We start from the raw sequence: 21,960 nt of genomic DNA, 5'->3' as shown, positions 1-21,960 counted from the left end.
AACCTCGACATGGACGCGGAGCCCTCACCCGGGGGCCAGCTGCTTGACGACTGCCTCGGCCACTGCCCTGGCGCTAGACGGATTCTGGCCCGTGATCAGGCGCCCATCCTCGACGACATACGAGGCGAACGGCTGGGCGGCCGTGCTGTAATCGGCACCCAGCTTCTTCAGCTCTTCCTGGACGTTATAGGGGACAGCCTCCGCCCGGCTCGCCAGCTCCTCTTCTGGCCACGAGAAGCCGGTGACCCTTTTGCTTTTGACCAGAGGCTCCCCGTTGCTCAAAGTGACGTTGAGCAGACCGGCGGCGCCGTGGCAGACGGTCGACACCACACGGCCGGTCTCGTAGAACCTGGCGATCAGGCTTTCCAGGGCCTGGCTCTGAGGGAAGTCGAACATGACCCCGTGGCCGCCGGTGAGATAGATGGCGTCGTAGTCGTCGACACTCGCTTCGGAGACCGTCATGGTGTCCTCCAGGAGGTTCATGAAGTCCCGGTCCAGGTAGCGCTTGCCAGTGCCATGGTCATCCAGCATCTGCCGCGTCAGACTCTCCGGATCGAGGGGGATCTTGCCACCCGACGGACTCGCGATATCCATGGTGCACCCACGCTCGCCGGCGAAGTCCCAGAAATGGGTCAGCTCTCCGAGCCAGAGTCCGGTCCTCAGGCCAACCTTCTGATATTCGTCGGCATTGGTGACGATGATGAGGATCTTGTTCTTGGCTGCAGGCACGGCATACCTCCAACTGCGGGTCCCCCCGTTATGGGGAGTTCGGTCGGCAACACCATTTCACCGGTACAAGTCTCTCGGGGGACCTGCCATCCCCTGGCGCCGAACATCGTCCCATCGCCCTCTTCGGCGCGCATCCCCATCGCCCCGCCTTCGAGTACGGAACCCACCCCTTCAACACCGATGAACACCGCTCAGCCAGCCGGGTGCGCGCTGGGCCCGGCTGGCTGAGCGCTCACCACCGCAGGCGATGTCAGACGGATACGGCGGATCACTCCGCCTTGCTCGGGCCAGCCGTCGATGACCCGCTGTGCGGGGATGCGCCGCATACGGGGCTGCACCCGCTTATTGAGTCTCTTGGCCGTTCGGCCACGCTATCCGGCGGCATCGCAACCGGACTGCCGAATGCGGGAGTTGGGTCGGTCTCTCCGTGGCAGTCGCCGTCAGAACGGATGGGGCTCCGAGGCCCCCGGGCCGGGGGCCCGCTCAGGGGTATCGGCAGCGGGGCCCGGCGCAGAAGGCGGTGAGGTCTGTGGCCCCGCTGCGCTGCGGTGGGTCCGGGTCACGGCCACCCTCGCGTAGGTGAGGGAGACGGCGACGTCCTCGGCGTCGATCTCGACGGTGGTGCGGCGCTGGCCTTCCTTGTCGTCGAAGGTGCGCTGTCTCAGCTTCCCGGTGACGATCACCCTCGTGCCGCGGGTCAGGGACGCCGCCGCGTTCTCGCCGGTCTGTTGCCACAGCGAGCAGCGCAGGAACAGGGGTTCCCCGTCGACGAATTCGTTGCGCTCGCGGTTGAACACCCTGGGGGTGGAGGCGATGGTGAAGCCCGCGACGGGCATTCCAGTAGCGGTGTGCCGCAGTTCGGGGTCGGCGGTCAGGTTGCCCACCACCGTCACCAGGGTCTCGCCCGCCATGCCGTCCGCCCCTCAACTGCCGCTCCGTGAGGCGTCCACCGTACCGCCGGGAACCGACAACGGGCCTGCGCGGACGCCTCGCGGCATCAGGCCCGCGGCGGACGTGACGCTCCTCGCGGGCCTGATGGGCTCCGTGGGGTACGGATACGACAGGTTCAACGAGCAGGCCTTCAAACGGTTCTGCGCAGCCTGCTCCGCCCCGTTGCCTGGGAAACCGTGGAATGGGTGGCCTGGGGGCGGAGCGGGGCTGGGCCCGTGGCGCCGGGGGTGGGAGCGCCGGGGCCCGTTCCAACTGCCCGCCGATCATCGCCTGCCCGGCCCGGTACCCGGGGCACGACGTGAGGGGACGGGACGATTCCCCCCCCCGTCCGCGCCCGCCACCTGGCGGTACCGGGTGGCGGCCCGGGCGGCCCTCGGTCCGTACGCTGGCGAAGGCGACGGGCCGTTCCTACGGCGGCGTGCACCGCCTGCTCGCCGATGCAGGGGTGCAGTTCCGTACGCGCGGCGGAGACCGGCGCCACAAGCTGGCCGCCTCGTGATACTTCAGCCGCACCGGCAGCAGGGCGGTGCCCCGATCCTGGGTGCACATCCGGGCGAGGCCGGTCCGTTCGGCCGGGCGGATAGCCCGGCGCCGGACGGCGCGCTCAGGGCTCCGGCCGCACGCGAGGAGTCGCGGAGATGGTTTCCAGCAGCACTTCGTAGCTGGTCAGAGGCTGTCCGCGCAGGCTGTGGGTGATCCGGGAGAACAGCCGGTGTTCCACTTTGTTCCATTTTGAAGTACCTGGCGGGAAGTGCATCACGGTGATGCTCAGTCTGCACTCGTCGGCGAAGTCGGCCAGGCCCATCTTGAACAGGCGGGAGTCGGCCGAGTTGGCCCCTCCGGCATCGGCGGTGACCAGCAGACGGTCCACGCCGGTGTAGTCGAGGCACCCTTGGATCTTCCACCAGCGGCGCAGGGACTCCACCGCGAAGGCGGCGGTGTTGCGGTCGGTGCCCACGTTCACCCAGCCGCTGTCGCGCCCCAGGTCGTAGATGCCGTACGGGATGGCGACCGGGGTGTCGGGGGCGATGAAGTCATGGTCCGGAGCGGTGATCGGCTCGCCTTTGGGGCGGTAGGTGCGGCCGGGCCGGGCGAAGTCGCCGATCGGTTCCTTCTGCTTCGTGTCCACGCTCACCACCGGCAGGCCCTCCGCCAGGAAGCGTTCGGCGGCGGTGTTGATGTGACGGAACTGGGCGTCTCGGTCGGGCACCTGGCTGCCGGCCCGAGTCTTGGCCATGCCCTGCAGGCTGAAACCCATCGCACGCAGCAGACTGCCCACCACCGGCGCGCTGACCGGATGACTGGCATCGGTCAACTCCCGGCACAAGTCCCGCAGCGAGGCAGTGGTCCAGCGCAGCGGGGACACCGGGTCGCCCACCTCACGCGGCTCGATCAACAACTCGAGAGCCACCACCAGGCCGGGGTCACTCTCGGCAGCAGACTTGCGCCCACCGCCGGGTCTGCGCACCTGCCCCAACGCCTCTGCTCCGCCCGCGAGTTCCTCACGCCCTCGCGCGACGGTCGACTCCGAGACCTCCGCCGGCCTGGCCACGGCCACGATCCCTCCATGGCCCAGAGACTCGGCCTCGGAAGCCAGATACAGACGACGCTGCCGCTCGTCCAGATGCGGCAGCACCATCGCGAACTTCGCATCCAGTACCGCCAGGACCTCATCCGTAATCGCCACAACAGCCCAACCATCACACAGAACCGAGATATTGGCCCGAATCCGGCAGTAGTCAAATTACGACTCCTGAACCGCTGCCAGTTCGTTGACGATCACCAGCGCCGATACGGCGTCAAGCGGCTCTGCGCCATCCTCGGGATCGCCCGCTCGAGCTTCTACTACTGGCACCGCACCGCTCCCGCGCGGGCGGCCCGCCAGGCCGCCGACGAGCGGCTCGCCGCCCGGATACGCAAGGCCCACCAGGACTCCGACGGCACCTACGGCGCCCCGAGGATCACCGCCGAACTCCGCGACGAGGGCGGGCCGGTGGTCAACCACAAGCGCGTCGCCCGGATCATGCGGACCATCGGGATCGAGGGCGTCCGTCTGCGGCGCCGGCACCGCACCACCGTCCCGGACCCGGCCGCGGCAAAGGCACCGGACCTGATCGGGCATGACTTCACCGCCGAGGCCCTGAACACGAAGTACGTCGGCGACATCACCTATCTGCCAGTCGGTGGCGGGAAGTTCTGTTACCTCGTGACCGTCATCGACTTCTGCTCCAGGCGCCTGGCGGGGTGGGCAATCGCCGATCACATGCGGACCGAACTCGTCACCGACGCCCTCACGGCGGCGATACGGACCCGTGGGAGCCTGGCCGGGGCGGTGATGCACACCGATCACGGCTCGCAATACACGAGCCGTCAATTCGCCGAAGTTTGCAGGTCATCGGGGGTTCGGCAGAGCATGAGCGCGGTCGGGTCGAGCGCGGACAACGCCGCCGCCGAGTCGTTCAACGCGACCTTCAAAAGGGAAACGCTGAAGGGGCGAAAAGGCTGGTCGAACGAGCGCGAGGCCCGGCTCGACGCCTTCCGATGGCTGTCCCGATACAACACCCGACGCCGGCATTCCCGCCTCGGGCAGCGATCACCGATCGCCTACGTGAACGCCTTCCACTCAACATCAACTACCCTGGCCCGAGCCGCATAGACGTGTTCAAACTCCGGAGTCAAGGCCCTGTGTAGCGTCTGCGTCTAATGGCTCGGGTGGTGCTTTTGCTGGTCGCGGGGGTGGGGTTAGCGCCGTGTCTGTGGGCGTTGTTGGGTTTTGGTGAGGTGGTCGAGGCGGATCGCGTCCAGCATGGTTGGTGATGCGGTCGGTGCCGTCGCAGATCGCGGTGATCGCTGCTTGGCGGATCAGTCGGGTCAGGCTCCCGATCCGTCCCGCGGTCCGCTGGTGGAGATAGGACGCGTGGCGGGGGAGAGTGCCCGCCGGGTGTGCGTGGAGATCGAGTGCTGCTTCTAAGCCCGTGATCAGTTCCCTGAACGGTTGGTGTGTACCGAGGCGTGCGGGGAAGGCTCCGCACTCGATCAGGGAGGCCCGTCCGGCGAGTTGTGCGCCGCGCACCCCGGAGAACAGCGCTGTCCCCGTCACATCGATGCCCGCGTACACGAAGGTCGCCTGGATGCGTTTGGTGAGGTCCCTCAACAGGTCGGCGGTTTGGGCGCCGGTGGTGGTGCGGGGATTGAGGCGGTGGATTTCGTCGATGAGGACGAGGCGGACACCGGCCTTGTTGTAGGTGTGGCAGACCGTTTCGGTGATCTGGGCCTGTGTCATGCGGGTGGTGACGGGGATGCCGAGGTAGCGGGCGAATTCGGCGGCGAGGGTTTTCGCGGTCGCGCCGGGCGGGACCAGCAGGTAGGCGACCGGCACAGATGTGTGTGCCTGCCCGGGTAGTGGCGGGTGGTGGTGGGTGTGGGCGAGGTGGCAGGTCTGTCCGACGTGGAGCAGGGCGGTGGTTTTCCCGGCGGCTGCGGGCCCGGTGACGATCAAAGACGGGCGGGCGGTGGTCTGCTGGTGGCGGCCGAGGATCATCAGGGTGCGCACGCTGGTGGTGAGGGTGTCGAGGGCCGGGGTGCGGACGGTGACGAACGCGGAGTGGTAGGCGAGGCGTTCGTCGTCGCTGCGCGCAGGGGCGCCGGGTCCGGGCGGGACCGGGGCGGCGTAGTGGCGAAGCGCTGCCAGCCCTGCCAGGTGGTCACCGGCCACGACTCGCTGGCGGCTTCCTCGCCGACGACAGCGCTCACGCCAGCCCTGCTCGTCGTGTCCGTGCCGCTGCGCTTCGCCTGGGCGTCTTCCGTGGCAGGACGGCTGGGATTTACCATGTGAGGGCCTCGGCCTGGGCGTCGTAGAGCCCGTACCCGGGAAAGGGAGCAGGGCTGTCTGGACACTCGTCGTCGGCGTCCTCCTCGTCGGGGCTGTCGTCGAGGGCATCGAGACTGTCCTCGTCTGCTCCGGGGGCCGTTTCGCTGAGGTCCTGCTCCTGCTGGTCGCGCTCTGGGCATGGTGGCGGGGGAGTGCGGGTGGGCGTGCTGCGGGCGAGGAGGTTCTCCTCGGTGCGGGTGGCCTGTCCGGTGCGGGCGCGGCGCATCAACTGGTCGAGAGCATCAGCGAGTTCGGCCTCATGCTGGTCCGTGTCGGGGTGGCGGGTGAGGGTGGTGCGGAGGTAGTGCCACGTGCGGTCGTTGAACGGGTGGTGGGCGTGTTCGCGGTGGATCCAGGGGATCTCGGCCAGCTGCCCGTCGGGGAGGCGGACCCAGATCTGGCGTGCGTCGTGGGGGTCGGTGTGGACCTCCCACTTCCCGCCGCGGGTGGTGATGGGGGAGAGCTGGCCGCGATACGGGCTGAGGAGGTCGCTGTCGTAGGTGCGGTGGTTCAGGCGGATTCCGCGTTCGGTGATGGCCTGCCACCTCACCGGCAGCAGTTCCAGATGGTCGCTGCCACTCAACGGGACCGGCGTATATCCGGCGACTGCGACCAGAGCCGCCCACATCTGGTTCGGTGTCAGCGCGACCTTTGGCAGCACCGGGTGGCGCAGGCCTTCGTGGGGGCGGTGGTGCCAGTGCACGAGCCACTCGTCGAGGAGGTCCCGCAACTGGGCGACGCTGCAGCACGCTTCGCGTGCGACGTCCCTGCCGCGGCGGGTGACGTCGGAGCCGGTGTAGCCGGGCAGGTGCTGGTGACCACCACCGCGTAGGAGGGGCCGGTGGCGGTCATCTTCAGCACAGCTCGGTAACCGTGGTCGCGGCGGATCCCGTAAGGGAGGGCCGGGCCGAACCGCGCGGAGGCGGCCAGGTAGGCCACGCCCGCATCACGGTCGTGGGTGAGCGGCCAGTCGTTGATCAGCAGCAGCCGGGTTTCGGAGGCGCTGGCCTGGGTCTCGAACTCCCTCTCCAGCCGCCGGCAGGCCGCCGCCACCAGCTTCGGCCACCATGCGGCCAGCTCCGCATCCGCCCACAGCGCAGGAGAGGCGAACTGGCCGCCGGTGAGCGCCGGTTCGGGCAGCACGGACACATCGCGCACCCGCACGTTGTCCAAGAGCCGTGCCACCGCGGCATCAGCGAGCCGGGCCGCGCGGGCCGCACCGGCACCGCGCGAGTGGGCCTGCAGCCACGTGGTGCACACCACCGACCGCACGTCCTGCGCCCGGAGAAAGGCGCGGGAGAGGCCGGTGTCCGCAGTGACCTGTTCCAGGGCCGCGAGCTCGGGCGACTCCTCGGCGCGCTCGACTGCCTGGCGGGTGCCGTTGAAGGACTCGATGCGGGGGCAGGCCGCGGCACACTGCTCCAAGAACGCCGCCCGGTCGGCCAGAACCCGGCGCCAGGCATCGTGCAGTTCCGCCGCATCGTCCGCCAGCACCGCGTCCGCTGCCGCCCGGTCCAGCTCCCGATCGACAAAGGCCTCGTCACCGGGCGCGAGACGGGCCGCATAGCGGGCGTAGCAGCCCAGCCACGACGTCATCTCCGGCGCCGGGCGGACGCTCTCCAGTTCGGCGGCGTGCCCCGCGACGAGTGCCGTCGTGCACCACAGGGCCTGGGCGGCATCGGGGAGCGTGACGTAGCAGCGCTTGCAGATCTCCCCGATCACCTCCAGCAGCCCGACCTGCCGGGCGAACTCGGGCGACCTCGTGTGACGGCAGCCGCCACCGAGCCGGAAGGACTCCTCGTGCCGGGGGAGGTGGTATTTCGGCCCGCCGAGCGTCAGTGCGACCGTCAACTCCCGCAGAGCGGGCATGGACACACCCAGAAGATCCAGATCCTTCGCGCTGATCCCCGGAAGCCGCACCCGCCATCCCTACGTCGTCGCGTCCGATCGCGAACCGGCGGACCGCCAGGCCCGCCTTACCCGGGCACCCACCCTGCGACCACCAGGGCGCCCAGGAATCCCGGCCTTGGCAAGCCGTGAGGCCGCGGCCCAGGCGGAACGCCTGCTCACGGCCGCCCCGAGTGCTCCGCATGCCCACCGCGCTGGCCTGGCAGCCGGGCCTGCACGAACGCCGCAACGAGGACTCCTGCCGGTGCCCGGTGTGCGGCACCCTGCGCGGACGGCCGCGTGATACCCGAGACCGCACGCCAAGCTGCGGCTCTGAGTACCTTCACCGCGCCGGATGAGTACGCGCACCGGTGCGCCGCACCGGGCCGCGGGCATTGGATCAGGACATGAATGGCACCGCACCGCACTCGTCCCAGACCGCCGCTGACCAGGCCACGGATCACAGCCGCCTCTGGGCTGCCCTGTCCGCCCTCCTCTTCCTTCCCGCCGCACTGGTCACCTGGGTGCTGACCCTCGCCTCTGAGCGGGCATCGCGCTGCATGACTTATGGGGAGCAATGCGGTTCGTCGATGCCCGAGTGGCTCTTCGACTGGAGCGTGGGCCTGGGATGCCTGGCTTTCGCCGCCGCGCTGGCGGCGCCTATGGTGCGGGTGCGCCAGGCTGCCCTCGCCGTGCAGCTCCTGGCGGAGTGCACCGCGCTGGTGGTGATCCTCAGCAACGCCTGAACGCGGCCGCGATCCGGACGTAACTGCCGTGAGACGGCTGCCGGTTCACGCCCCCAAGATGTCGCTCACCCCAGGAATCGGGCTACCCGAGCCCCGCGTAGGCGATGCTCAGGACCGTGACGGTGCGGGTCTGGTCGCCGATCAGGAGCACGATGGCGAGGTCACCGGCGGCCCACAGCCGCATCAGCCCGTCATCAACATCCCCGTACGGGCTGGTGGCGGCCCGGGGATCATTGACCGAGTCCAGGAGGAACTGCGCGACGCGCACGCGGGCCTTGTCGGGCAGATCGCGGTAGACGGCATGGATCTGGGAGTCCATGTAGAGGCGGTACATGGGTCAGGCGGCCCGGCTCTCCACGATCAGCGCGGTGACGTCGGAGTACTCCTTGGGCAGCTGCCCGCCGTGCTGCTGCTGGTAGGCGTGCAGCTCCCGAGCGCGGTCGACGGCGCCTTCGAGGTCCTTGATGACCTTGACCCACTTCTCGCCGAGTGCCGCGAGCCCGGACAGCGGCGTGGTGTTCAGCTGCCGCAGGAATTCCATGCGCATGCCGGCGTCCGGCAGGGCATGGGCGATGGAGTCCGGGGTCCAGTCGTCGCTACCCATGATCACAACCATCTCGAAGGTCGTCGGCACGTGCCGCTGCTACCCCTCAGGGTAGCCGCCGGCGTAGTGGCGCTGCCAGTCCACCGACCACCGTAGCAGTGCCGGGTTCCATTCCGGGTCGACCGCGGCGAGTTGGGTGGCCCGCCGTTCGGCGCGGGCTGGGTCTTTTGCCGAGTCCGCCGGGGCGGCGGATGTTGGTGAGCCACTGCCCGACCGGCTTGTCGAGCGCGGTGGCGTGCCGGGGCGCGGCCAGCGTGCCGGCCTCCGCGTAGTAGGCGCGCGCGGCCGCGAGGTTCTCGGCGAACTGGGCGTCGGCGGTGTCCCACACGATCCCCTGCCTTGGATCTGCGGCTGCTCACGACATCCCATGCAGCGTCCCAGCTTCTTCTCGGGACGGAGTCGGGACGATCTCACACCCCTGAGACGGCGGGACGCGCGTCACGCGCTGCTACAGATGTCCCATCACCAAACGTCTGGCCAGGCACGACGTCTCACAGGCACGGCACGGCGGGCGCGGCACACGCACGCAGATCTCTTGGTCTGCGTCACTTTGAGAAGGACATCTCCATGACACGCATCCTTGGACGAATCAGCGCCGTTTCGGCAGGCCTCGCGCTCGCGGGTGCCGCTGCCCTCGTCGCCGCCCCCTCGGCCATGGCCGCGCCCTCAACGCTGCATAACTTCAACTCGAACCAGTGCCTGGGCATCTTGAACGGCAGCAGCTCCTGGGGCGCCGAAGCGATCCAGTGGGGCTGCAACGGCAACGACGACCAGAAGTGGTCCTTCCAAGGGGCCGGCGACATCTACATCACCATCACCAACTCCAATGACGGCGAATGCCTTGGCATCGACGGCGGAAGCACCGCCCAGGGCGCCCGCGCCATCCAGTGGGGCTGCAACGGCAACGACGACCAGAAGTGGCACATGGTCTACAACGGCCCGCAGACCGGGACCTACCGCTTCGTCAACAAGAAGTCCGGCCAGTGCCTCGGCATCATGAACGGCAGCAACGGCCAGGGCGCCGAAGCGATCCAGTGGGGCTGCAACGGCAGGAACGACCAGTCCTGGTACCTCTGACATCACGAAGCGCAACGCCGGGCATGCAGTACCCGTCACAGGGCGGCGGCCCCCGCACGCGTCATCAGTGAGGCCCTTCCAACCTGGCGAGAGTGGCTGTGAGTTGGACGGATCTGCAGAACGGCGAAGCTCCCTGGTAGACGAGTTGTCGACCAAGATCAACCGTCGTTCCAGGAGCTCCGTGTGCTTGTCTACCCGTCGGCAATCGATCTGTCCACTGCGCACCTACGCCACCTGAGCCGGGAACTGGCGGCACGACGCCGGGAGATAGGCAGTCGGTGGCGGCGACTGACTCCGGGACGCCAGGCCCTGCTCGCGCTGGCCCACCTGCGCTGCGGAGACACGTACGCGCAGCTCGTGGCCGGGTTCGGTATCGGGATCGCCACCGTGTACCGCTAGGTCCGCGAGGCGATCGAGGTCCTGGCCGTGCTCGCGCCGACGCTCGACGAGGAGATGGTGACGGCTCGTTCAAAGGCGTACGTGATCCTGGACGGCACCGTGCGGCCGATCGACTGGGGGCACCTCCCGGCCGAAGGCTGGGGGGAGATCGCCGCCGACCGGCCCTACTGTTCGGGCAGGAAGCGGCACCACGGCATGAAGGTTCAGGTGCTGACCGATCCGTTCGGTCAGCACCTGTGGGCTTCGCCCGCGCTGCCCGGCGCGACGCATGACCTGACGGTGGCACGCGAGCACGGCATCATCGACGCCCTCGTCGACGCCGACCTCAAGTGCTGGGCCGACAAGGCGTATCAGGGTGCGGCCCGGAACGTCCGAGTCCCGTTCAAGGGAGGCCGCCTGAAGCGGTGGCAACGACGCCACAACACCACCCACGCCAAGATCCGCTGCGTCGGCGAGCAGGCCATGGCCACGCTCAAGTGCTGGCGCCTCCTGCGCAAGCTGCGCTGCAGCACCAACCGCATCACCGCGGTCGTCAAGGCCGTCCTCACCCTCCACCTCGCGGCCGCGTCAGGATGAAAACCCCTCAGTCGCCGAGGGGCCCTGATCGCCGGGCTGGTGATCTTCGGCGCCGGATCGGTGATGGGCAGCCTGGAGGACAGCGCCGAAGCGGTCGTCGCGGCCCGCGCGATCATGGGCATCGGCGCCGCACTCTCATGCCCGTCACGCTGTCCATGCTGGTGGCCATGTTCCCGCGCAAGGAGCGTGTACAGGCGATCACCGCCTGGGCGGCCACGCGAATTCAGACTCGCCTGCCCCGCGCGGCAGGTAGGTGCAGGTGCCCTGTCCTCAAGGGGGCGTCACACGCGACGGCGGAGACGCATTGCCAGGGCCGGGCACTGGTTGACGGCGCGGCGGGCGTCGTGCTCCTGCCAGGGGGCGACCGGGATGGTGGCGGAGGTGGGGTAGCCGTGCGGGCCGAGGCGAATGAGGCCGGGGGCCAGCACGGCGCACAGACCATGGCCGGTGCAGCGGGACCAGTCCACCTCGAGCCGGGCGCCCTTCGCGGGTGGGAGGGGCAGTACTCCGCGTACGGGGCGGCCGCAGCCGGGGCCGGACAGGTGGGCGTCGACGTCCTCGGAGAAGACATCCAGCGCGGTGAGCAGGAAGCGGGCCGTGCCGTCCGGGTGCGAGCATGCGCCACCGGCCTGGGCCGCGCCGAGGGCTCGCCGGGCGTCCTCCAGTTCCGCGGGCTCGACAGCACCGGCGGCCAGCATGGCCAGCGCCTCAGCGGCTTCGGGCAGGCCGCGTTTGCACGGTCCGCACTGGCCGGCGGACTCGGCCGCCAGCCAGGCCGCTACCTGGGCGGTCTCGCCGAGCGGGCAGGTGTCGTCGGGGAGCGCGATGATCGCGCCCGCACCGAGGGTCCCGCCGAGGGCGGCGAGACCGGCGCGGGAGAGCGGCGCGTCAGCGGCCTCCGATGGGTGCAGCCAGGCGCCGTGATAGCCGCCCACCAGCACTCCGGCGCCCGGCTGGAGGCCGCAGGCGTCCAGTACCGGGCCCAGCTGGGTGCCGGTCGGAACCTCGACGACGAGCGGATCGGCGCCTGGCCGGTTGACGGTGAGCAGGATCGTGCCGGGTTCGGCGGCGGTGCCGACGGCGGTGTAGGCGTCGGGTCCGAGCCGGGCCGCGAGGGCGAGTTGGGCCCAGGTCTCGGCGTTGGAGAGCAGCGTTGGGCGGCGGCGCACCCCGCCCGCTGCGCCGTCGGCCGCGCGGGCCTTCAGCGGCGCCGGTGTCACCGGCCGACCGTTGATGCCCCGGATCAGGGCCCCGGATTCGCCGGAGATGAAGCGTTCGGGCAGGGATACGGTCCGGGCCGGGCAGGGAAGTTCACGCTCGGCGAGGGCGGCCGGGACCGATATCTCGCCGGGGCTGCCCGCGGCGACGCCGATCACGATCTCCTCGGCGTCGAACGCGGCCGCGGCCAGGCAGGCGCCGTCCAGTACCAGGTGCGGCACACGGGCGAGCAGCATCTTGTCCTTGGCGCTGGCCGGTTCGCCCTCCGCGCCGTTCACCACGATGACCGGCGCTGTGCCGGTGCGGTCGGCGGCGGCGAGCGTGGCCCGGGCCTTGCGGGCGAACGGGAAGCCGGCGCCGCCGCGGCCGGACAGTCCGACGGCCTCGGCGAGGGCGAGCAGATCCTCCTGGTCCGGTTCGGGGAGTGGCGGGTGGACACGGGTGTGGGTGGAGAGGTCCATGCGCTGATGGCGGTCCAGGCCAGCGGTCAGCCGGCCCGGATCCACCCAGCGCACCTCGGGCAGCTTCAGCGGGGCGTTCTTCATTCGCTGCTTCCGGGCTGGGCCAGGCGGAGCGGCCGGTGCCCTGGTCGCCTGGCGTGCTTCGGCTGTTTGGGTACGCCGTTACTCTGTGCGGATTGGCGGGTCGCCGTTGTCGGTGCTGCGGGCCAGGCGATCGGGCGGGCGCCGGTCGTGGGGCGCGGGGAGCGCGTGGACAGTGCGGACAGCGCGGCCGGGCGGACGGCAGCGGGCCGGTATGCCTTGGCGTCGCGCAGACGTCGGCTCCGGGTCCGGTGGCGGCCCAGATGGGAAAGGGAACGGACCAGCAGTGCGAGTGCCACCAGGGCCGCGCACAGGCCGTAGCCCCAGAGCACCCACGCGTGCGCCTTGCGCCCCGCCGTCAGCCCGTGCGCCAGGCAGATCGGCCAGCAGACGTATGCCGTCGAATGCAGCACCCGCCACAGCCAGGGGCGGCGGCCGGCGAAGCGGCCGCGGAGCACACCGGTGGCCGTGATCAGGACGAGCAGGTCGGCGGCGATGGTGCCCAGGCTCGCTGCGAGGGCGGTGCCGCCCGTGAAGGGGACCACCGCGGTCTGCGGAGCGGCGTGCCGCTCGACGACCTTGACCGCGATGTGGATGGCGAGGAAGCCGAGCGCCGCGACGGCGCTCGCCCGGTGCACCGACTGCACGGCCACCCGCAGTCGGGGGGTCAACACCAGCCGGTCGGTGGCGGCGAGCCCGCATGCGACCACAGCGGTCAGCGAGAGCAGGGTGAAGACGCCGGCGAAGTAGTCCAGGAAGGCCATCGTCCGGCCGACTGCTGCGGCCGACGCGGCGCCGAGCCCAGGACGGGCGAGCAGGGCGACGCTGGACATGGGGCACCTTCTTCCTTGCGCTCGGGTCGCGCAGCCAAGCCGTGGCGGGACCGGATCGGGATTCCGCATGCCCACGTCGGGGGCATCGCCGGGACGTGTGGCACCGGCGGCACTACACGGCAGGGCACATCGTTAGCCCGGACCCAGCCCCGTGCCAACCGCTCCTGATACGGCCCACGACCGTATCGACCCCGGCATCGACACCGGTTTTCCGGGCGCAGGTGGCAGTTTGTCGCCAACGACCGTGCCTAGTAGTCGCCGAGAGCGACGTGACCAGACTCACCCGTGCAGGTACGGGCAGTGTCAAGATCCCGGGCAAGGCGATCGCCTGGTCCAGCAGTACTGCGATCACGAAGAGTGCGGTATTCGCGGAGCTCGGATCGGCGGACACCGAGACACCGGCGGGCCGGGGGAGCTGGTGTCGGCTGACTGCGGAGATGAAGTCGGCAGGAGAACTGCGCGTGTGGATCGGGTCGGCCCCGGTGCGGCACAGTCCGGCCTTCATGAGGTCGGCGAGAGGCCCGTGCGGGATCAGCGATTCCGCCTCAGAGGCGCTGCCCCGGTCCCCGCCTCCCGGCGAGAGGGTGACATGGACGGTGTCGTCTCCGCCGGCCTTGACGAGGTGGGCGAGCACGGCGGGATCGAAGTGGATGCTGAGTGTGGGCATGTGCGGCCTCCCGACCCGGCTCGGGCGCACGCCGGCTCGACGGCCAGCAGGTCACGCGCGACCGCTGGCGTGCCCTGGTCACAACGCGGGCCGATCATCTGAGGACCGCGGTAGGCCACGACCGAACGCCACCGACGGTTGCGTCGAGCTCAGCTGTCCTCGTCGCGCCCGCGTACGTGGGCAACTGTCGCCCGAGCTGTGCCGAAGCGGGCTTGCAAGCCCTCGGGAATGAATCTCAGGATCTCGCGGCTGTCGATCAAGCCGGGGTGATCACAGCTGCCCGGCTCCGCGCGTGCAGATTTGAGGGAGTGTCAGCAGTATGTCCGTTACACAGCCTGCCGCCGAGCGTGTGCGCGTCTCCGCGGAACCCGACTGGTACGAGTCGGCCGGTATATCGCTCGGCGTCCGGGTCGGGAACCTGGTCTTCACATCAGGGCAGGCACCGATCGATGCCCAGGGAGCCACGGTCGGCGCCGGGGACTTCGAGACGCAGGCCCGCCAAGCGCTCGCGAATCTGTCGACGGTTCTGACAAACGCAGGCTCCAGCCTCACTGACGTAGTCAAGGCGACTGTGTTCGTGACCGACATCGCACAGCAGGACATCTTCGCCACGCTGCGCGCGGAACACTTCCCGGACAAGCCGCACCTCGCGGAGTCGTTCGTAGAGGTCTCCTCACTCGCCAACCCTGAGTGGATGATCGAGATTGAGGCCATCGGACTCGTCCGGTGATGCCGGGGTACTGCACACTCCTCGGTGGGTTAGGAGCCAAGCCACAGGCGGATTGCTGCGACGGTCACGCCGCCGATCGGGAACGCGCTCTCTCCCACAGCCGTCTCTCCCCCGGGCGGTGCGCCGCGAACCGGCCGCCGTCGACCGACAGGAGCCCTCCATGCCCGCCCTGCGCCGCCCGTCTCGCGCGACGGCGATCTACCTTGTCCTGGCCACCGTGTTGCTAGCCGGCGTCTTTGCCGTCCGGCAGGGCCCGGCGGCGGGCCTTCTCCCCGAAGCGACCTGGGGCAGCTGGCGGTCCCAAGAGGTGCTGCACTGGTCGGCGCACATCCGTGTCAACACGTTGGCGCACGCCGCCGAGGCGGAGATCCACATGGGCAAGGCCGAGTCGATCACGCTCAAGGCGTACGGCGAGGACGCCCACGGCTCCACGAACATGGACCCCACTGCCTTCACCCTCACCCCCCGCGGGAAGCTCATCGGGCGCGAACTCCCCGCCGCAGACTGACAACTGACGGAGTGACCGCTCGTTACGCGGCGTACGGATCGACGATGGTGTGGGGCCTCCGGGCGGTGGCCAGGACGTCCTGGGGGAAGCGCGGGCCGGCGGTGTAGTGGCGGCCCTTGGTCTGACCGACCGCAGTCAGGACCTGGGCCTTGGTCAGGGCCTGGAGATCACGGGTGGCCTGTTGGGTGTTAATGGCTTCGGCCCTCTCGTAGCGCGAGCGCCGTACCTGCCCCGTCATCGCCACTTCGTGCAGGGCGGTCATCTGCCGCTCGCTCAGGCCGAGTTCGTCCTTGGCATCCATGAGGTGCATCCAGCAGCCGTTGGAGCGGTCGACGCGGAACTGCACCCGCTGGGCCTGCTGGTGGTAGGCGAGGAGGCTGAACTTGATCCACGGCAGAGTGTCACGTTCGGGGGACCAGAGGTTCAGGTGCGCCATCGCCGCCCGGATCAGCACGTGGTGGTCCAGGTCACCGTCGTTGAGCCAGTCCACGAACTCGCCCATCAGCCCGGGCACCAGGTCCTGGTCGGGGCCTTCGTAGTCGGTGGCGAGCTCGTCGCCGGGTGCGGTGATGCGGATGGAGGTCTTGCGCCATTGGCCCGCCGCCTTCAGCGGGTGGTGGTGGCCCTGGAGCATCCAGTGCAGCGCGTTCAGGAGTTCCTTGTTGTAGCGGAAGTCCTCGACGTCGTGCAGGGACTGGATGCACGTCATGGACTGCTGGTAGGCGAGCGTCTCCGTCTTGTTCTCCTCGCTCGCGTCCACCCCCTCGCGCTCGCCGTCCATCAGGTCGGCCACATCGGCGGCGTCGACCCGGTAAGGCCTCCGAGGACGGACTGTCGTCGAATCTTGTGGGTCTGGAGGTCGGTGGCGGTGGCTGGGGTGGGTGGTTGGTCGCTGTCCGGGGGTAGCTGCTGCCGGGATTGGTGGGGGCGGTGCCCGTTGTAGTGGCGGATGTACTCGGTCAGCGTTGCCACGGCATGGGCTTCGTTGTAGATCAGCATGCGGTCCAGGATCTCGTGGCGGAGGGTGCCCACGACTCTCTGGCAGATCGCGTTCGCTCGCGGTGCCCGAGGTGGGTTGAGCAGGATCTCCACCTCGTGGGCCTCGAAGACGGCGTCGAAGGAGCGGGTGTACTTGCCGTCCCGGTCCCGGATGAGGAAGCGCAGCGAGTCGATCCAGCAGCCCAGGGTCATCGCGAAGTTCCTGGCCTGCTGGACGGTCTGACAACGGTCCACGCGGAGGTGGGATGGGCGGTGACGCCAGCGAGGTGGAGGCGCCGGGTGTCGTGCTCGATGAAGAGCAGGGCGTACAGGCGCTTGAGTGAGACGTGTCGAGGTGGAGGAAGTCGGCGGCGATGATGCCGTGGGCCTGGGCGGTGAGGAACTGGTGCCAGGTCGGCCCGGAGCGTTGTGGTGCGGGGGCGATGCCGGCGGCGTGGAGGATCTCCCAGACGGTGGACGGGGCGATCGGGTAGCCGAGGCGCGTGAGTTCGCCCTGTATCGGCCGGTGGCCCCAGGTGCTGTTCTCGCGGGCCAAGCGCAGGATGAGCTGCTTGACGATGGGCGCGGTGGAAGGTCGCCCGGGGCGGCGCTGGGTGAACGTCCACGTGCGGGCGCGGAGTCGACGGTGCCAGGCAAGCAGTGTGGTGGGGGTGACCGCGAAGACCCGGCGCCAGCGCTCCCGAGGGATTAGCCGGGAGAGTGCGGCGAGCCAGACCCGGTTGGCGGGCTCGTACCGGACCCGGGCGATCTGACGGCGCGGCACCACGTTCTCATGCCGCAATGCCAACACCTCCGCGTCCTTGGACACGCGGCTACGCAGAACAGCAGCGGGCACCGTGATCAGATTCCGGACCAGCGCAGCGACGACCGACAGCGACATCCGCAGATCGTCCCAGAACGCTCGAAGCGCGTCGCCAGGATCAGCAAACGAGCAGGCCACAGCCCCGAATCGTATTTTCGAGCGGGACACGCCGCGGCCTCGCTGCCCAAGGATGATCCCGGCTGCGGCGGCGACCATGTCAGTAAACGTCTCCTCCTGCCGTTTGGTGCAACAGCCTGGTGGCGTAGGAGGTTTCGCCCTCCCGGGTGGGGCCGAAGACCGCCGCGATGACGGCCCGGGTGCCGGTCTCGACCAGCGTCATCAGCTCGACCTGGGGATACCCGCCATGCGGGCACCGCCCCAGCCAGTCCCGGTTGCGTTCGCTGTCAGGCACCTTGATCGAGCTGCAGCCGTCGAACGACACCGTCCGATACGGGCCGAACCGTACCCCCGGCATGGTTGGCCGGGCCAACGGCCCGGCCAACACCTCGAACAACGCACGCACCGGCGCGCTGCCGAGTCGGCGGCGCAGATCACGGAGTGCCTTCGTGCTCGGGCGGACAACCGGCATCCCCGACAGGCCGGCCGTCAGCTTGGCCCACACGAGCCGATAGCCGACCTCGGGGAACATGCACGTCGCCAGCAGAAAGTAGACCCCGACCCGTGGGAAGATCCCGCAGCCGCCGCTGCACGGTCCGCGTCTCCGACAAGACGGCATCGACCAGCTCGAACGGCACGACCGGCGTCAGCTCCCCCAGATGACCCGGCGCGAACCGACGCGCGGCCACAGTGACCGTACGGGTGATGGTCGCCAGCGGCGACGGCAGGACACAATGACCGGGCAACGGAGCTCCTTCGGGAACAAGCTGTCCTGGACGACTGCCTGTACCAACGAGCTCCGTTGCTGCGTGTCAGGACTTCCTCAACTTCCTTGCGTGACCTGCAAAAACGCTAACTACCCGGCCTTGGGGGAACTCCACCTGTCGTGCTCGCCCACGGCAGGCATCTGCTGGCGGCCGCATTTGATGCGCTGCCGTGCCCATCGGCGCGGCGCGTCCGGCGCGCGCTGCACACGCTACTACCGTGCGTGACTGTGTTGACTTCGCGCAGGTCCTTCCTGGCTACCGCTACGGCGGGCGCGGCTGGTGCCGTGACCGTGCTCGCCACGGGACCTGGTCCCGCTGCCAGTGCGGCCCCTGTCGGCCGTGGCTCGGATGGGGCACCTGGGCGGGTGCGGCCGGGCTTCGAACGGCTGGCAGCCGACGGGTACGAGCTGCTGGCAGGCCAGAAGGTCGGGGCGCTCACCAACATGAGCGGCGTCACCCGCGATATGCGGGGCATTGTTGATGTCATGCATGCCGATCCGCGGGTGCAGCTGACCGCGATCTTCACGGGTGAGCACGGCTACCGCGGGAACCCGCAGGCCGGGAAGTCCGAAGGGGATGCCGTCGACAAGCCCACTGGCCTGCCCATCTACGACACCTACCTCAAGAGCGGCGCGGCCCTGGCCGACGTGCTGGACAAGGCGGGCATCGATACGGTCGTCTATGACTTCCAGGACTGCGGGGCCCGCTTCTACACCTGCAACTGGACCCTGTACGACGCGATGGTCGCAGCGGCCATGACCCGGCGCCGCTTCGTGGTCCTGGACCGCCCCAATCCTGTCACCGGACGCCGCGCGCTGGGCCCCGTCCTGCACAGGGACCAGGCCAGTTTCGTCGGCCGCGAACCCATCGCCCAGGCTCACGGCATGACCACCGGCGAACTCGCTCTGCTCTACAACGGCGAGTTCCTCCCGCAGTCCGCCGGCCGCAGGGTCGACCTGGAGGTGGTGAAACTCGACGGGTGGCGGCGCGCGGACTTCTACGACGTGACCGGCCTGCCGTGGGTGCCGCCGAGCCCGAACATGGCCACCCCCGACACCGCGCTCGTCTACTCCGGGACCTGCCTGTTCGAGGGCACCAACATGTCCGAGGGCCGCGGCACCACCCACCCCTTCGAAATGCTCGGCGCCCCCGGACTCGACGGATCCTGGGCCGCCGCCGTCAGCGAACTCGTGCTGCCCGGCGTCTACTTCCGCGAGGCCTATTACACCCCTACCTTCGACAAGCACCACGGCAGGGAAGTCGGCGGCCTGCAGATCCACGTCCACGACCGCACCGCCTACGACCCCGTCCGCACCGGCATCGCCCTCCTGGTCACCGCCAAGCAGACCTACAAGGACTTCGCCTGGCTCCCCGACCACTACATCGACCACCTCGCCGGTACCGACCAGGTCCGCCACCTGATCGACAATGGCGCCTCCATCGACGACGTCGTCTCCTCGTGGCAGGACGACCTTGCCGCGTTCACCACCGTGCGCGCCAACTACCTGCAGTACACATGAGATTCCGGGGCGGGCCGGGGCTGATCTGGAACCGGAGCCACGTCCTCCACGCGCTCCGTGAGTTCGAGACCCACTACAACGAGCACCGGCCACACCGAGCCCTGGGACAAGCCGCGCCGCTTCGCCCACTACCCGAACCGATCAACCTGCCAGCCCACGTCACACACCTCGACGTCCGCCGGCGAGACCGGCTCGGCGGAACTCTCCACGAGTACCGAGATGCCGCATGACAAGGGCGGATGATTTTTCGGCACGCGCAGAGCCGTAGCCGCGCTGGTGCTCGGCGAGCAGGGACAGCTCGACCGGTGTCCGGGTCGGGCCATCCGCACACAACAACGCGTCGGTCAGCTCGAAGAACGCGTCCGCCCGCGCGGACAGACACTCGTAGAAGGCCGTCCGAAAGCGTGACAGTTCCGCGAACACATCCCGTTCGCCTACCGGCGGCAGCACACTCATCCCCACGGCCTTCCTGGTGAACTCCGGTATCTCGTCGCAGAGTTCAGGATCACGACGAAGGCCGCTCTCATACCCTGCGATCACTCCAAAGAGTGACCATGCGGCTAGGCCCGAGGATAAGGAACAAGCTCAGTAGGAGAGGGCGGCGGGGTCCTTGTCGGGCTGGGGCAGGCCGAGGTCGGCGATCGCGGTGCGGGTGCTGTTGTCGGGCTGCAGGCCCCAGCGGGTGAAGAAGGCGGTCAGGTCGGCTCCGGCGGCCTTGGACGCGGCGGTCATGAAGTAGCGCATCCGTTCGGGGTCGTCGGCGGGCTGCGGCCGGTCCTTGCGGGTGGCCTGATGCAGTTTGGCGTAGAGGTCGTCGCCGAAGGCGAGCCGGAGCTGCTCGAACATGGCGAGCATCGTCCAGGGATCATCCAGCTTGTTGTAGACGCGGTCGCTGTCGGGCCGGGCCAGGAAGGGCCGTGCCGCCTCGAAGGCGTGTTCCTTGGTCAGGCGGGGATCGGTCTTGAATGCCCGCTCCACGGCGAGTGAGTAGAGGTTGACGGTGACTTCGGCGGTCTGCTCCCAGTCCCAGGCGGCCTGCTGGTGCAGGTGGCCGAGCTCGTGCCACATGCCCCAGCTGGCGCGCAGTCCCTTGGTGGTGAGGGCTTCTTCCATGAGGTCGGCCGGCCAGTGCACCCGGAAGTCGGTGGCATCGGGGTTCTCCCCGGTCTTGCCCTCGGCGATGTAGTAGAGGAGCGGGCTGACCCGGTCGGGGCCGCCCCTGCCCGGCTGGCCGCTGAACCCGTCCTCCGCCTCGACGATCTTGTCGTACGTGGCCAGCAGGCCGGCGACGTCCTCGGCGGCGTACTTCCGGGCGCTGGCGACGCTGGTGTTCACCACGGTGTGCCTGCTCAACAGCTGCGCCACCGGAGCGTCCTTGGCCGCATCGAGCTGCTGGCGCCATTGCTCGGGGGTGGTGCGCCCCGGCACGTACAGCGGAATTCGCTCGGCGCCCTCGCCGAGCGACACGGTGATCTTCGGGGCGGACGCCTGGGAGGGTGGCGTGGTGTAGCGGATCTGCAGGCTGCCGCCCTTGGGGTCCGTCACCGTCGTCGAGGACTTGTTCAGCTTGTACGTACGGACCTCGGCCTCCGAGCCGCCCAGCGCGGGTGTGCCGACGACGAGCTCCGGCTCCGGCGCCCCCTGCGGGCGCTCCACCGTGACCGTCACCGGCTTCCCCGCCGGCACGTACCAGCCGGTGGGCTGGAAGTCCGCGAGCTTGAACGTCCGCCCCAGCCGCTCCTGCTCCGCCTCCGCGGACGGCAGCGCCGCCAGGGTGATCTTCCGGTCCCCCGTCACGGCCTCCCGCACGTCATTCGTCGCGCGCGGCACGGAAGGCCCCTGCTGCCCGGTACAGCCCCCTGCCGTCAGCGCCAGAGCAGCAGCGGCCGCACCCACACCGACCAGACGCTGCGACATTCGGTCACGAGCTGCGTAGGGCATGGACGTGCTCCGGACTCTGGATCGGCAGGAGAAATCAGCACGGCTGCGCCCGCGGCGGCCGTGCCTTCCACCCTAGGAACGGGACACGACAGTCGCCCGGCGACGGTGTAACGAAACCCGCTCAAGACCTGTCCACGGACACCCTCGACCCTCTCGCGACAACCGCCGCCCGCAGGGCGGTGCTCCAGGCGATGCGGGACTACACCCCGCCCGACATCAAGGCCGTGAGGGTGCTCGACCAGGCGGTCAGAAAGTCCAGGCCCGTGCGGGTGTCGGAGTCGCCCGGGGGCGGGGTGCAGACGACCAGGGTCTGATCCGGGGCCATGGCGACCTGCAGGGCCTGCCAGTCCAGGGTCAGCGGGCCTGCGACCGGGTGCTCGAAAATATGCAGCCGTCGACGAGGCCGATGTTCCGTGCCGTCATGTCGAGTGCGTCCGATATGAGCGACGCCTTCATGTGGTCAGCCATCGCCCAGC

20 protein-coding genes and 8 pseudogenes are annotated in these 21,960 nt (G+C 69.4%); 10 read left to right on the top strand and 18 right to left on the bottom strand.

Annotation, left to right across the window (positions count from 1 at the left end; all coding sequences use genetic code 11):
• Positions 1–24 precede the first annotated feature (24 nt).
• Complete coding sequence (locus tag ACIBK6_RS39435) at positions 25–729, bottom strand: type 1 glutamine amidotransferase domain-containing protein (RefSeq protein WP_399057815.1); 705 nt, start codon at positions 727–729, stop codon at positions 25–27.
• A gap of 440 nt (positions 730–1,169) precedes the next feature.
• Positions 1,170–1,640, bottom strand: coding sequence for a single-stranded DNA-binding protein (ssb, locus tag ACIBK6_RS39430; RefSeq protein ID WP_399057813.1), 471 nt, complete (start codon positions 1,638–1,640; stop codon positions 1,170–1,172).
• Between the two features lie 413 nt (positions 1,641–2,053).
• On the opposite strand from ssb, the pseudogene ACIBK6_RS39425 reads away from it, so the two are divergent.
• A pseudogene (locus tag ACIBK6_RS39425) lies at positions 2,054–2,179 on the top strand (helix-turn-helix domain-containing protein); the annotation flags it as partial.
• A 105-nt stretch (positions 2,180–2,284) separates the two neighbouring features.
• Here the strand turns inward: ACIBK6_RS39425 and ACIBK6_RS39420 are convergent.
• Entirely contained in the window at positions 2,285–3,319 is a 1,035-nt protein-coding gene (locus tag ACIBK6_RS39420; protein ID WP_399057811.1) for an ISAzo13 family transposase, read from the bottom strand.
• A gap of 111 nt (positions 3,320–3,430) precedes the next feature.
• Between ACIBK6_RS39420 and ACIBK6_RS39415 the strand changes: the two are divergent.
• Positions 3,431–4,336, top strand: a pseudogene (locus ACIBK6_RS39415) (IS3 family transposase); the annotation flags it as partial.
• A gap of 86 nt (positions 4,337–4,422) precedes the next feature.
• On the opposite strand, the pseudogene ACIBK6_RS39410 reads toward ACIBK6_RS39415, so the two are convergent.
• The 3 genes and pseudogenes from ACIBK6_RS39410 to ACIBK6_RS39400 form a co-directional block, all read right to left on the bottom strand.
• Positions 4,423–5,388, bottom strand: a pseudogene (locus ACIBK6_RS39410) (TniB family NTP-binding protein).
• A 116-nt stretch (positions 5,389–5,504) separates the two neighbouring features.
• On the bottom strand, positions 5,505–6,212 hold the full coding sequence (locus tag ACIBK6_RS39405) for a Mu transposase C-terminal domain-containing protein (protein WP_399057809.1): 708 nt from the start codon (positions 6,210–6,212) through the stop codon (positions 5,505–5,507).
• Positions 6,191–7,426, bottom strand: a complete 1,236-nt coding sequence (locus ACIBK6_RS39400) for a hypothetical protein (protein ID WP_399057806.1) — start codon at positions 7,424–7,426, stop codon at positions 6,191–6,193. Before ACIBK6_RS39400 ends, ACIBK6_RS39405 begins: the two co-directional genes overlap by 22 nt.
• Before the next feature lie 419 nt (positions 7,427–7,845).
• On the opposite strand from ACIBK6_RS39400, the gene ACIBK6_RS39395 reads away from it, so the two are divergent.
• A complete protein-coding gene (locus ACIBK6_RS39395) occupies positions 7,846–8,184 on the top strand; it encodes a hypothetical protein (RefSeq protein WP_399057804.1) in 339 nt (112 codons plus the stop codon).
• 82 nt (positions 8,185–8,266) lie between these two features.
• Here ACIBK6_RS39395 and ACIBK6_RS39390 read toward each other — a convergent pair whose 3' ends face one another.
• Genes ACIBK6_RS39390 through ACIBK6_RS39380 form a run of 3 tightly spaced genes read right to left on the bottom strand, consistent with a single transcriptional unit; the run spans position 8,267 to position 9,116 of the window.
• Positions 8,267–8,503, bottom strand: a complete 237-nt coding sequence (locus ACIBK6_RS39390; protein ID WP_399057802.1) for a hypothetical protein — start codon at positions 8,501–8,503, stop codon at positions 8,267–8,269.
• 18 nt (positions 8,504–8,521) lie between these two features.
• Positions 8,522–8,788 (bottom strand): hypothetical protein, encoded by a 267-nt coding sequence (locus ACIBK6_RS39385; RefSeq protein ID WP_399057801.1) that lies wholly within the window; start codon positions 8,786–8,788, stop codon positions 8,522–8,524.
• Positions 8,789–8,834: 46 nt separating this feature from the next.
• Positions 8,835–9,116 (bottom strand): Helicase associated domain protein, encoded by a 282-nt coding sequence (locus ACIBK6_RS39380; protein ID WP_399057799.1) that lies wholly within the window; start codon positions 9,114–9,116, stop codon positions 8,835–8,837.
• Between the two features lie 239 nt (positions 9,117–9,355).
• Between ACIBK6_RS39380 and ACIBK6_RS39375 the strand changes: the two genes are divergently transcribed.
• The 3 genes and pseudogenes from ACIBK6_RS39375 to ACIBK6_RS39365 form a co-directional block, all read left to right on the top strand.
• Positions 9,356–9,865 (top strand): RICIN domain-containing protein, encoded by a 510-nt coding sequence (locus tag ACIBK6_RS39375; RefSeq protein ID WP_399057796.1) that lies wholly within the window; start codon positions 9,356–9,358, stop codon positions 9,863–9,865.
• Positions 9,866–10,048: 183 nt separating this feature from the next.
• Positions 10,049–10,840, top strand: a pseudogene (locus ACIBK6_RS39370) (transposase family protein).
• Positions 10,841–10,849: 9 nt separating this feature from the next.
• Positions 10,850–11,058, top strand: a pseudogene (locus ACIBK6_RS39365) (MFS transporter); the annotation flags it as partial.
• A gap of 63 nt (positions 11,059–11,121) precedes the next feature.
• Here the strand turns inward: ACIBK6_RS39365 and ACIBK6_RS39360 are convergent.
• From ACIBK6_RS39360 to ACIBK6_RS39350, 3 genes are all read right to left on the bottom strand, one after another.
• Complete coding sequence (locus ACIBK6_RS39360) at positions 11,122–12,603, bottom strand: NADH-ubiquinone oxidoreductase-F iron-sulfur binding region domain-containing protein (protein ID WP_399057794.1); 1,482 nt, start codon at positions 12,601–12,603, stop codon at positions 11,122–11,124.
• Positions 12,600–13,433, bottom strand: coding sequence for a hypothetical protein (locus ACIBK6_RS39355; protein ID WP_399057792.1), 834 nt, complete (start codon positions 13,431–13,433; stop codon positions 12,600–12,602). The genes ACIBK6_RS39360 and ACIBK6_RS39355 overlap by 4 nt, the downstream gene beginning before the upstream one ends.
• Before the next feature lie 112 nt (positions 13,434–13,545).
• Positions 13,546–14,100: a hypothetical protein gene (locus ACIBK6_RS39350; protein WP_399057790.1), complete on the bottom strand. Its 555-nt coding sequence runs from the start codon at positions 14,098–14,100 to the stop codon at positions 13,546–13,548.
• A 319-nt stretch (positions 14,101–14,419) separates the two neighbouring features.
• Between ACIBK6_RS39350 and ACIBK6_RS39345 the strand changes: the two genes are divergently transcribed.
• Positions 14,420–14,830: a RidA family protein gene (locus tag ACIBK6_RS39345; RefSeq protein ID WP_399057788.1), complete on the top strand. Its 411-nt coding sequence runs from the start codon at positions 14,420–14,422 to the stop codon at positions 14,828–14,830.
• Positions 14,831–14,990: 160 nt separating this feature from the next.
• Positions 14,991–15,338, top strand: coding sequence for a hypothetical protein (locus ACIBK6_RS39340; protein ID WP_399057786.1), 348 nt, complete (start codon positions 14,991–14,993; stop codon positions 15,336–15,338).
• Between the two features lie 22 nt (positions 15,339–15,360).
• Here ACIBK6_RS39340 and ACIBK6_RS39335 read toward each other — a convergent pair whose 3' ends face one another.
• From ACIBK6_RS39335 to ACIBK6_RS39325, 3 genes and pseudogenes are all read right to left on the bottom strand, one after another.
• Positions 15,361–16,131, bottom strand: coding sequence for a Fic family protein (locus tag ACIBK6_RS39335; RefSeq protein ID WP_399057784.1), 771 nt, complete (start codon positions 16,129–16,131; stop codon positions 15,361–15,363).
• A pseudogene (locus ACIBK6_RS39330) lies at positions 16,119–17,217 on the bottom strand (integrase core domain-containing protein). Before ACIBK6_RS39330 ends, ACIBK6_RS39335 begins: the two are co-directional and overlap by 13 nt.
• Positions 17,218–17,368: 151 nt before the next feature.
• Positions 17,369–17,984 (bottom strand): annotated as a pseudogene (locus ACIBK6_RS39325) (transposase domain-containing protein); the annotation flags it as partial.
• A 266-nt stretch (positions 17,985–18,250) separates the two neighbouring features.
• On the opposite strand from ACIBK6_RS39325, the gene ACIBK6_RS39320 reads away from it, so the two are divergent.
• Both ACIBK6_RS39320 and ACIBK6_RS39315 read left to right on the top strand, forming a co-directional pair.
• Positions 18,251–19,543, top strand: coding sequence for an exo-beta-N-acetylmuramidase NamZ domain-containing protein (locus ACIBK6_RS39320; protein ID WP_399057843.1), 1,293 nt, complete (start codon positions 18,251–18,253; stop codon positions 19,541–19,543).
• Positions 19,544–19,563: 20 nt separating this feature from the next.
• Positions 19,564–19,773, top strand: a pseudogene (locus ACIBK6_RS39315) (integrase core domain-containing protein); the annotation flags it as partial.
• Here the strand turns inward: ACIBK6_RS39315 and ACIBK6_RS39310 are convergent.
• The 3 genes from ACIBK6_RS39310 to ACIBK6_RS39300 all read right to left on the bottom strand — a co-directional run bounded on the left by ACIBK6_RS39310 (position 19,703) and on the right by ACIBK6_RS39300 (position 21,923).
• On the bottom strand, positions 19,703–19,999 hold the full coding sequence (locus ACIBK6_RS39310; protein ID WP_399057847.1) for a hypothetical protein: 297 nt from the start codon (positions 19,997–19,999) through the stop codon (positions 19,703–19,705). The pseudogene ACIBK6_RS39315 and the gene ACIBK6_RS39310 overlap by 71 nt on opposite strands.
• Before the next feature lie 129 nt (positions 20,000–20,128).
• Positions 20,129–21,373 (bottom strand): M60 family metallopeptidase, encoded by a 1,245-nt coding sequence (locus tag ACIBK6_RS39305; protein WP_399057782.1) that lies wholly within the window; start codon positions 21,371–21,373, stop codon positions 20,129–20,131.
• A gap of 310 nt (positions 21,374–21,683) precedes the next feature.
• Positions 21,684–21,923 carry a hypothetical protein gene (locus ACIBK6_RS39300; protein ID WP_399057841.1) on the bottom strand — a complete coding sequence of 80 codons (240 nt, stop codon included), beginning with the start codon at positions 21,921–21,923 and terminating at the stop codon, positions 21,684–21,686.
• Positions 21,924–21,960 lie beyond the last annotated feature (37 nt).

The sequence above is a fragment of the Streptomyces sp. NPDC050485 genome (genome assembly GCF_044458185.1).
GTDB lineage: Bacteria > Actinomycetota > Actinomycetes > Streptomycetales > Streptomycetaceae > Streptomyces.
The sequence above is the reverse complement of the archived record's forward strand: the minus strand, read 5'-3'. Positions and strand labels throughout refer to the sequence as shown.

What these genes read in the sequence shown, in the direction of transcription:
- ACIBK6_RS39310 (WP_399057847.1), bottom strand. Translation starts at nt 19,999, where the DNA reads ATGAGTGTGCTGCCGCCGGTAGGCGAACGGGATGTGTTCGCGGAACTG.
- ACIBK6_RS39390 (WP_399057802.1), bottom strand. Translation starts at nt 8,503, where the DNA reads ATGGACTCCCAGATCCATGCCGTCTACCGCGATCTGCCCGACAAGGCC.
- ACIBK6_RS39340 (WP_399057786.1), top strand. Translation starts at nt 14,991, where the DNA reads ATGCCCGCCCTGCGCCGCCCGTCTCGCGCGACGGCGATCTACCTTGTC.
- ssb (WP_399057813.1), bottom strand. Translation starts at nt 1,640, where the DNA reads ATGGCGGGCGAGACCCTGGTGACGGTGGTGGGCAACCTGACCGCCGAC.
- ACIBK6_RS39355 (WP_399057792.1), bottom strand. Translation starts at nt 13,433, where the DNA reads ATGTCCAGCGTCGCCCTGCTCGCCCGTCCTGGGCTCGGCGCCGCGTCG.
- ACIBK6_RS39395 (WP_399057804.1), top strand. Translation starts at nt 7,846, where the DNA reads ATGAATGGCACCGCACCGCACTCGTCCCAGACCGCCGCTGACCAGGCC.
- ACIBK6_RS39375 (WP_399057796.1), top strand. Translation starts at nt 9,356, where the DNA reads ATGACACGCATCCTTGGACGAATCAGCGCCGTTTCGGCAGGCCTCGCG.
- ACIBK6_RS39385 (WP_399057801.1), bottom strand. Translation starts at nt 8,788, where the DNA reads ATGGGTAGCGACGACTGGACCCCGGACTCCATCGCCCATGCCCTGCCG.
- ACIBK6_RS39360 (WP_399057794.1), bottom strand. Translation starts at nt 12,603, where the DNA reads ATGAAGAACGCCCCGCTGAAGCTGCCCGAGGTGCGCTGGGTGGATCCG.
- ACIBK6_RS39345 (WP_399057788.1), top strand. Translation starts at nt 14,420, where the DNA reads ATGTCCGTTACACAGCCTGCCGCCGAGCGTGTGCGCGTCTCCGCGGAA.
- ACIBK6_RS39420 (WP_399057811.1), bottom strand. Translation starts at nt 3,319, where the DNA reads ATGGTGCTGCCGCATCTGGACGAGCGGCAGCGTCGTCTGTATCTGGCT.
- ACIBK6_RS39350 (WP_399057790.1), bottom strand. Translation starts at nt 14,100, where the DNA reads ATGCCCACACTCAGCATCCACTTCGATCCCGCCGTGCTCGCCCACCTC.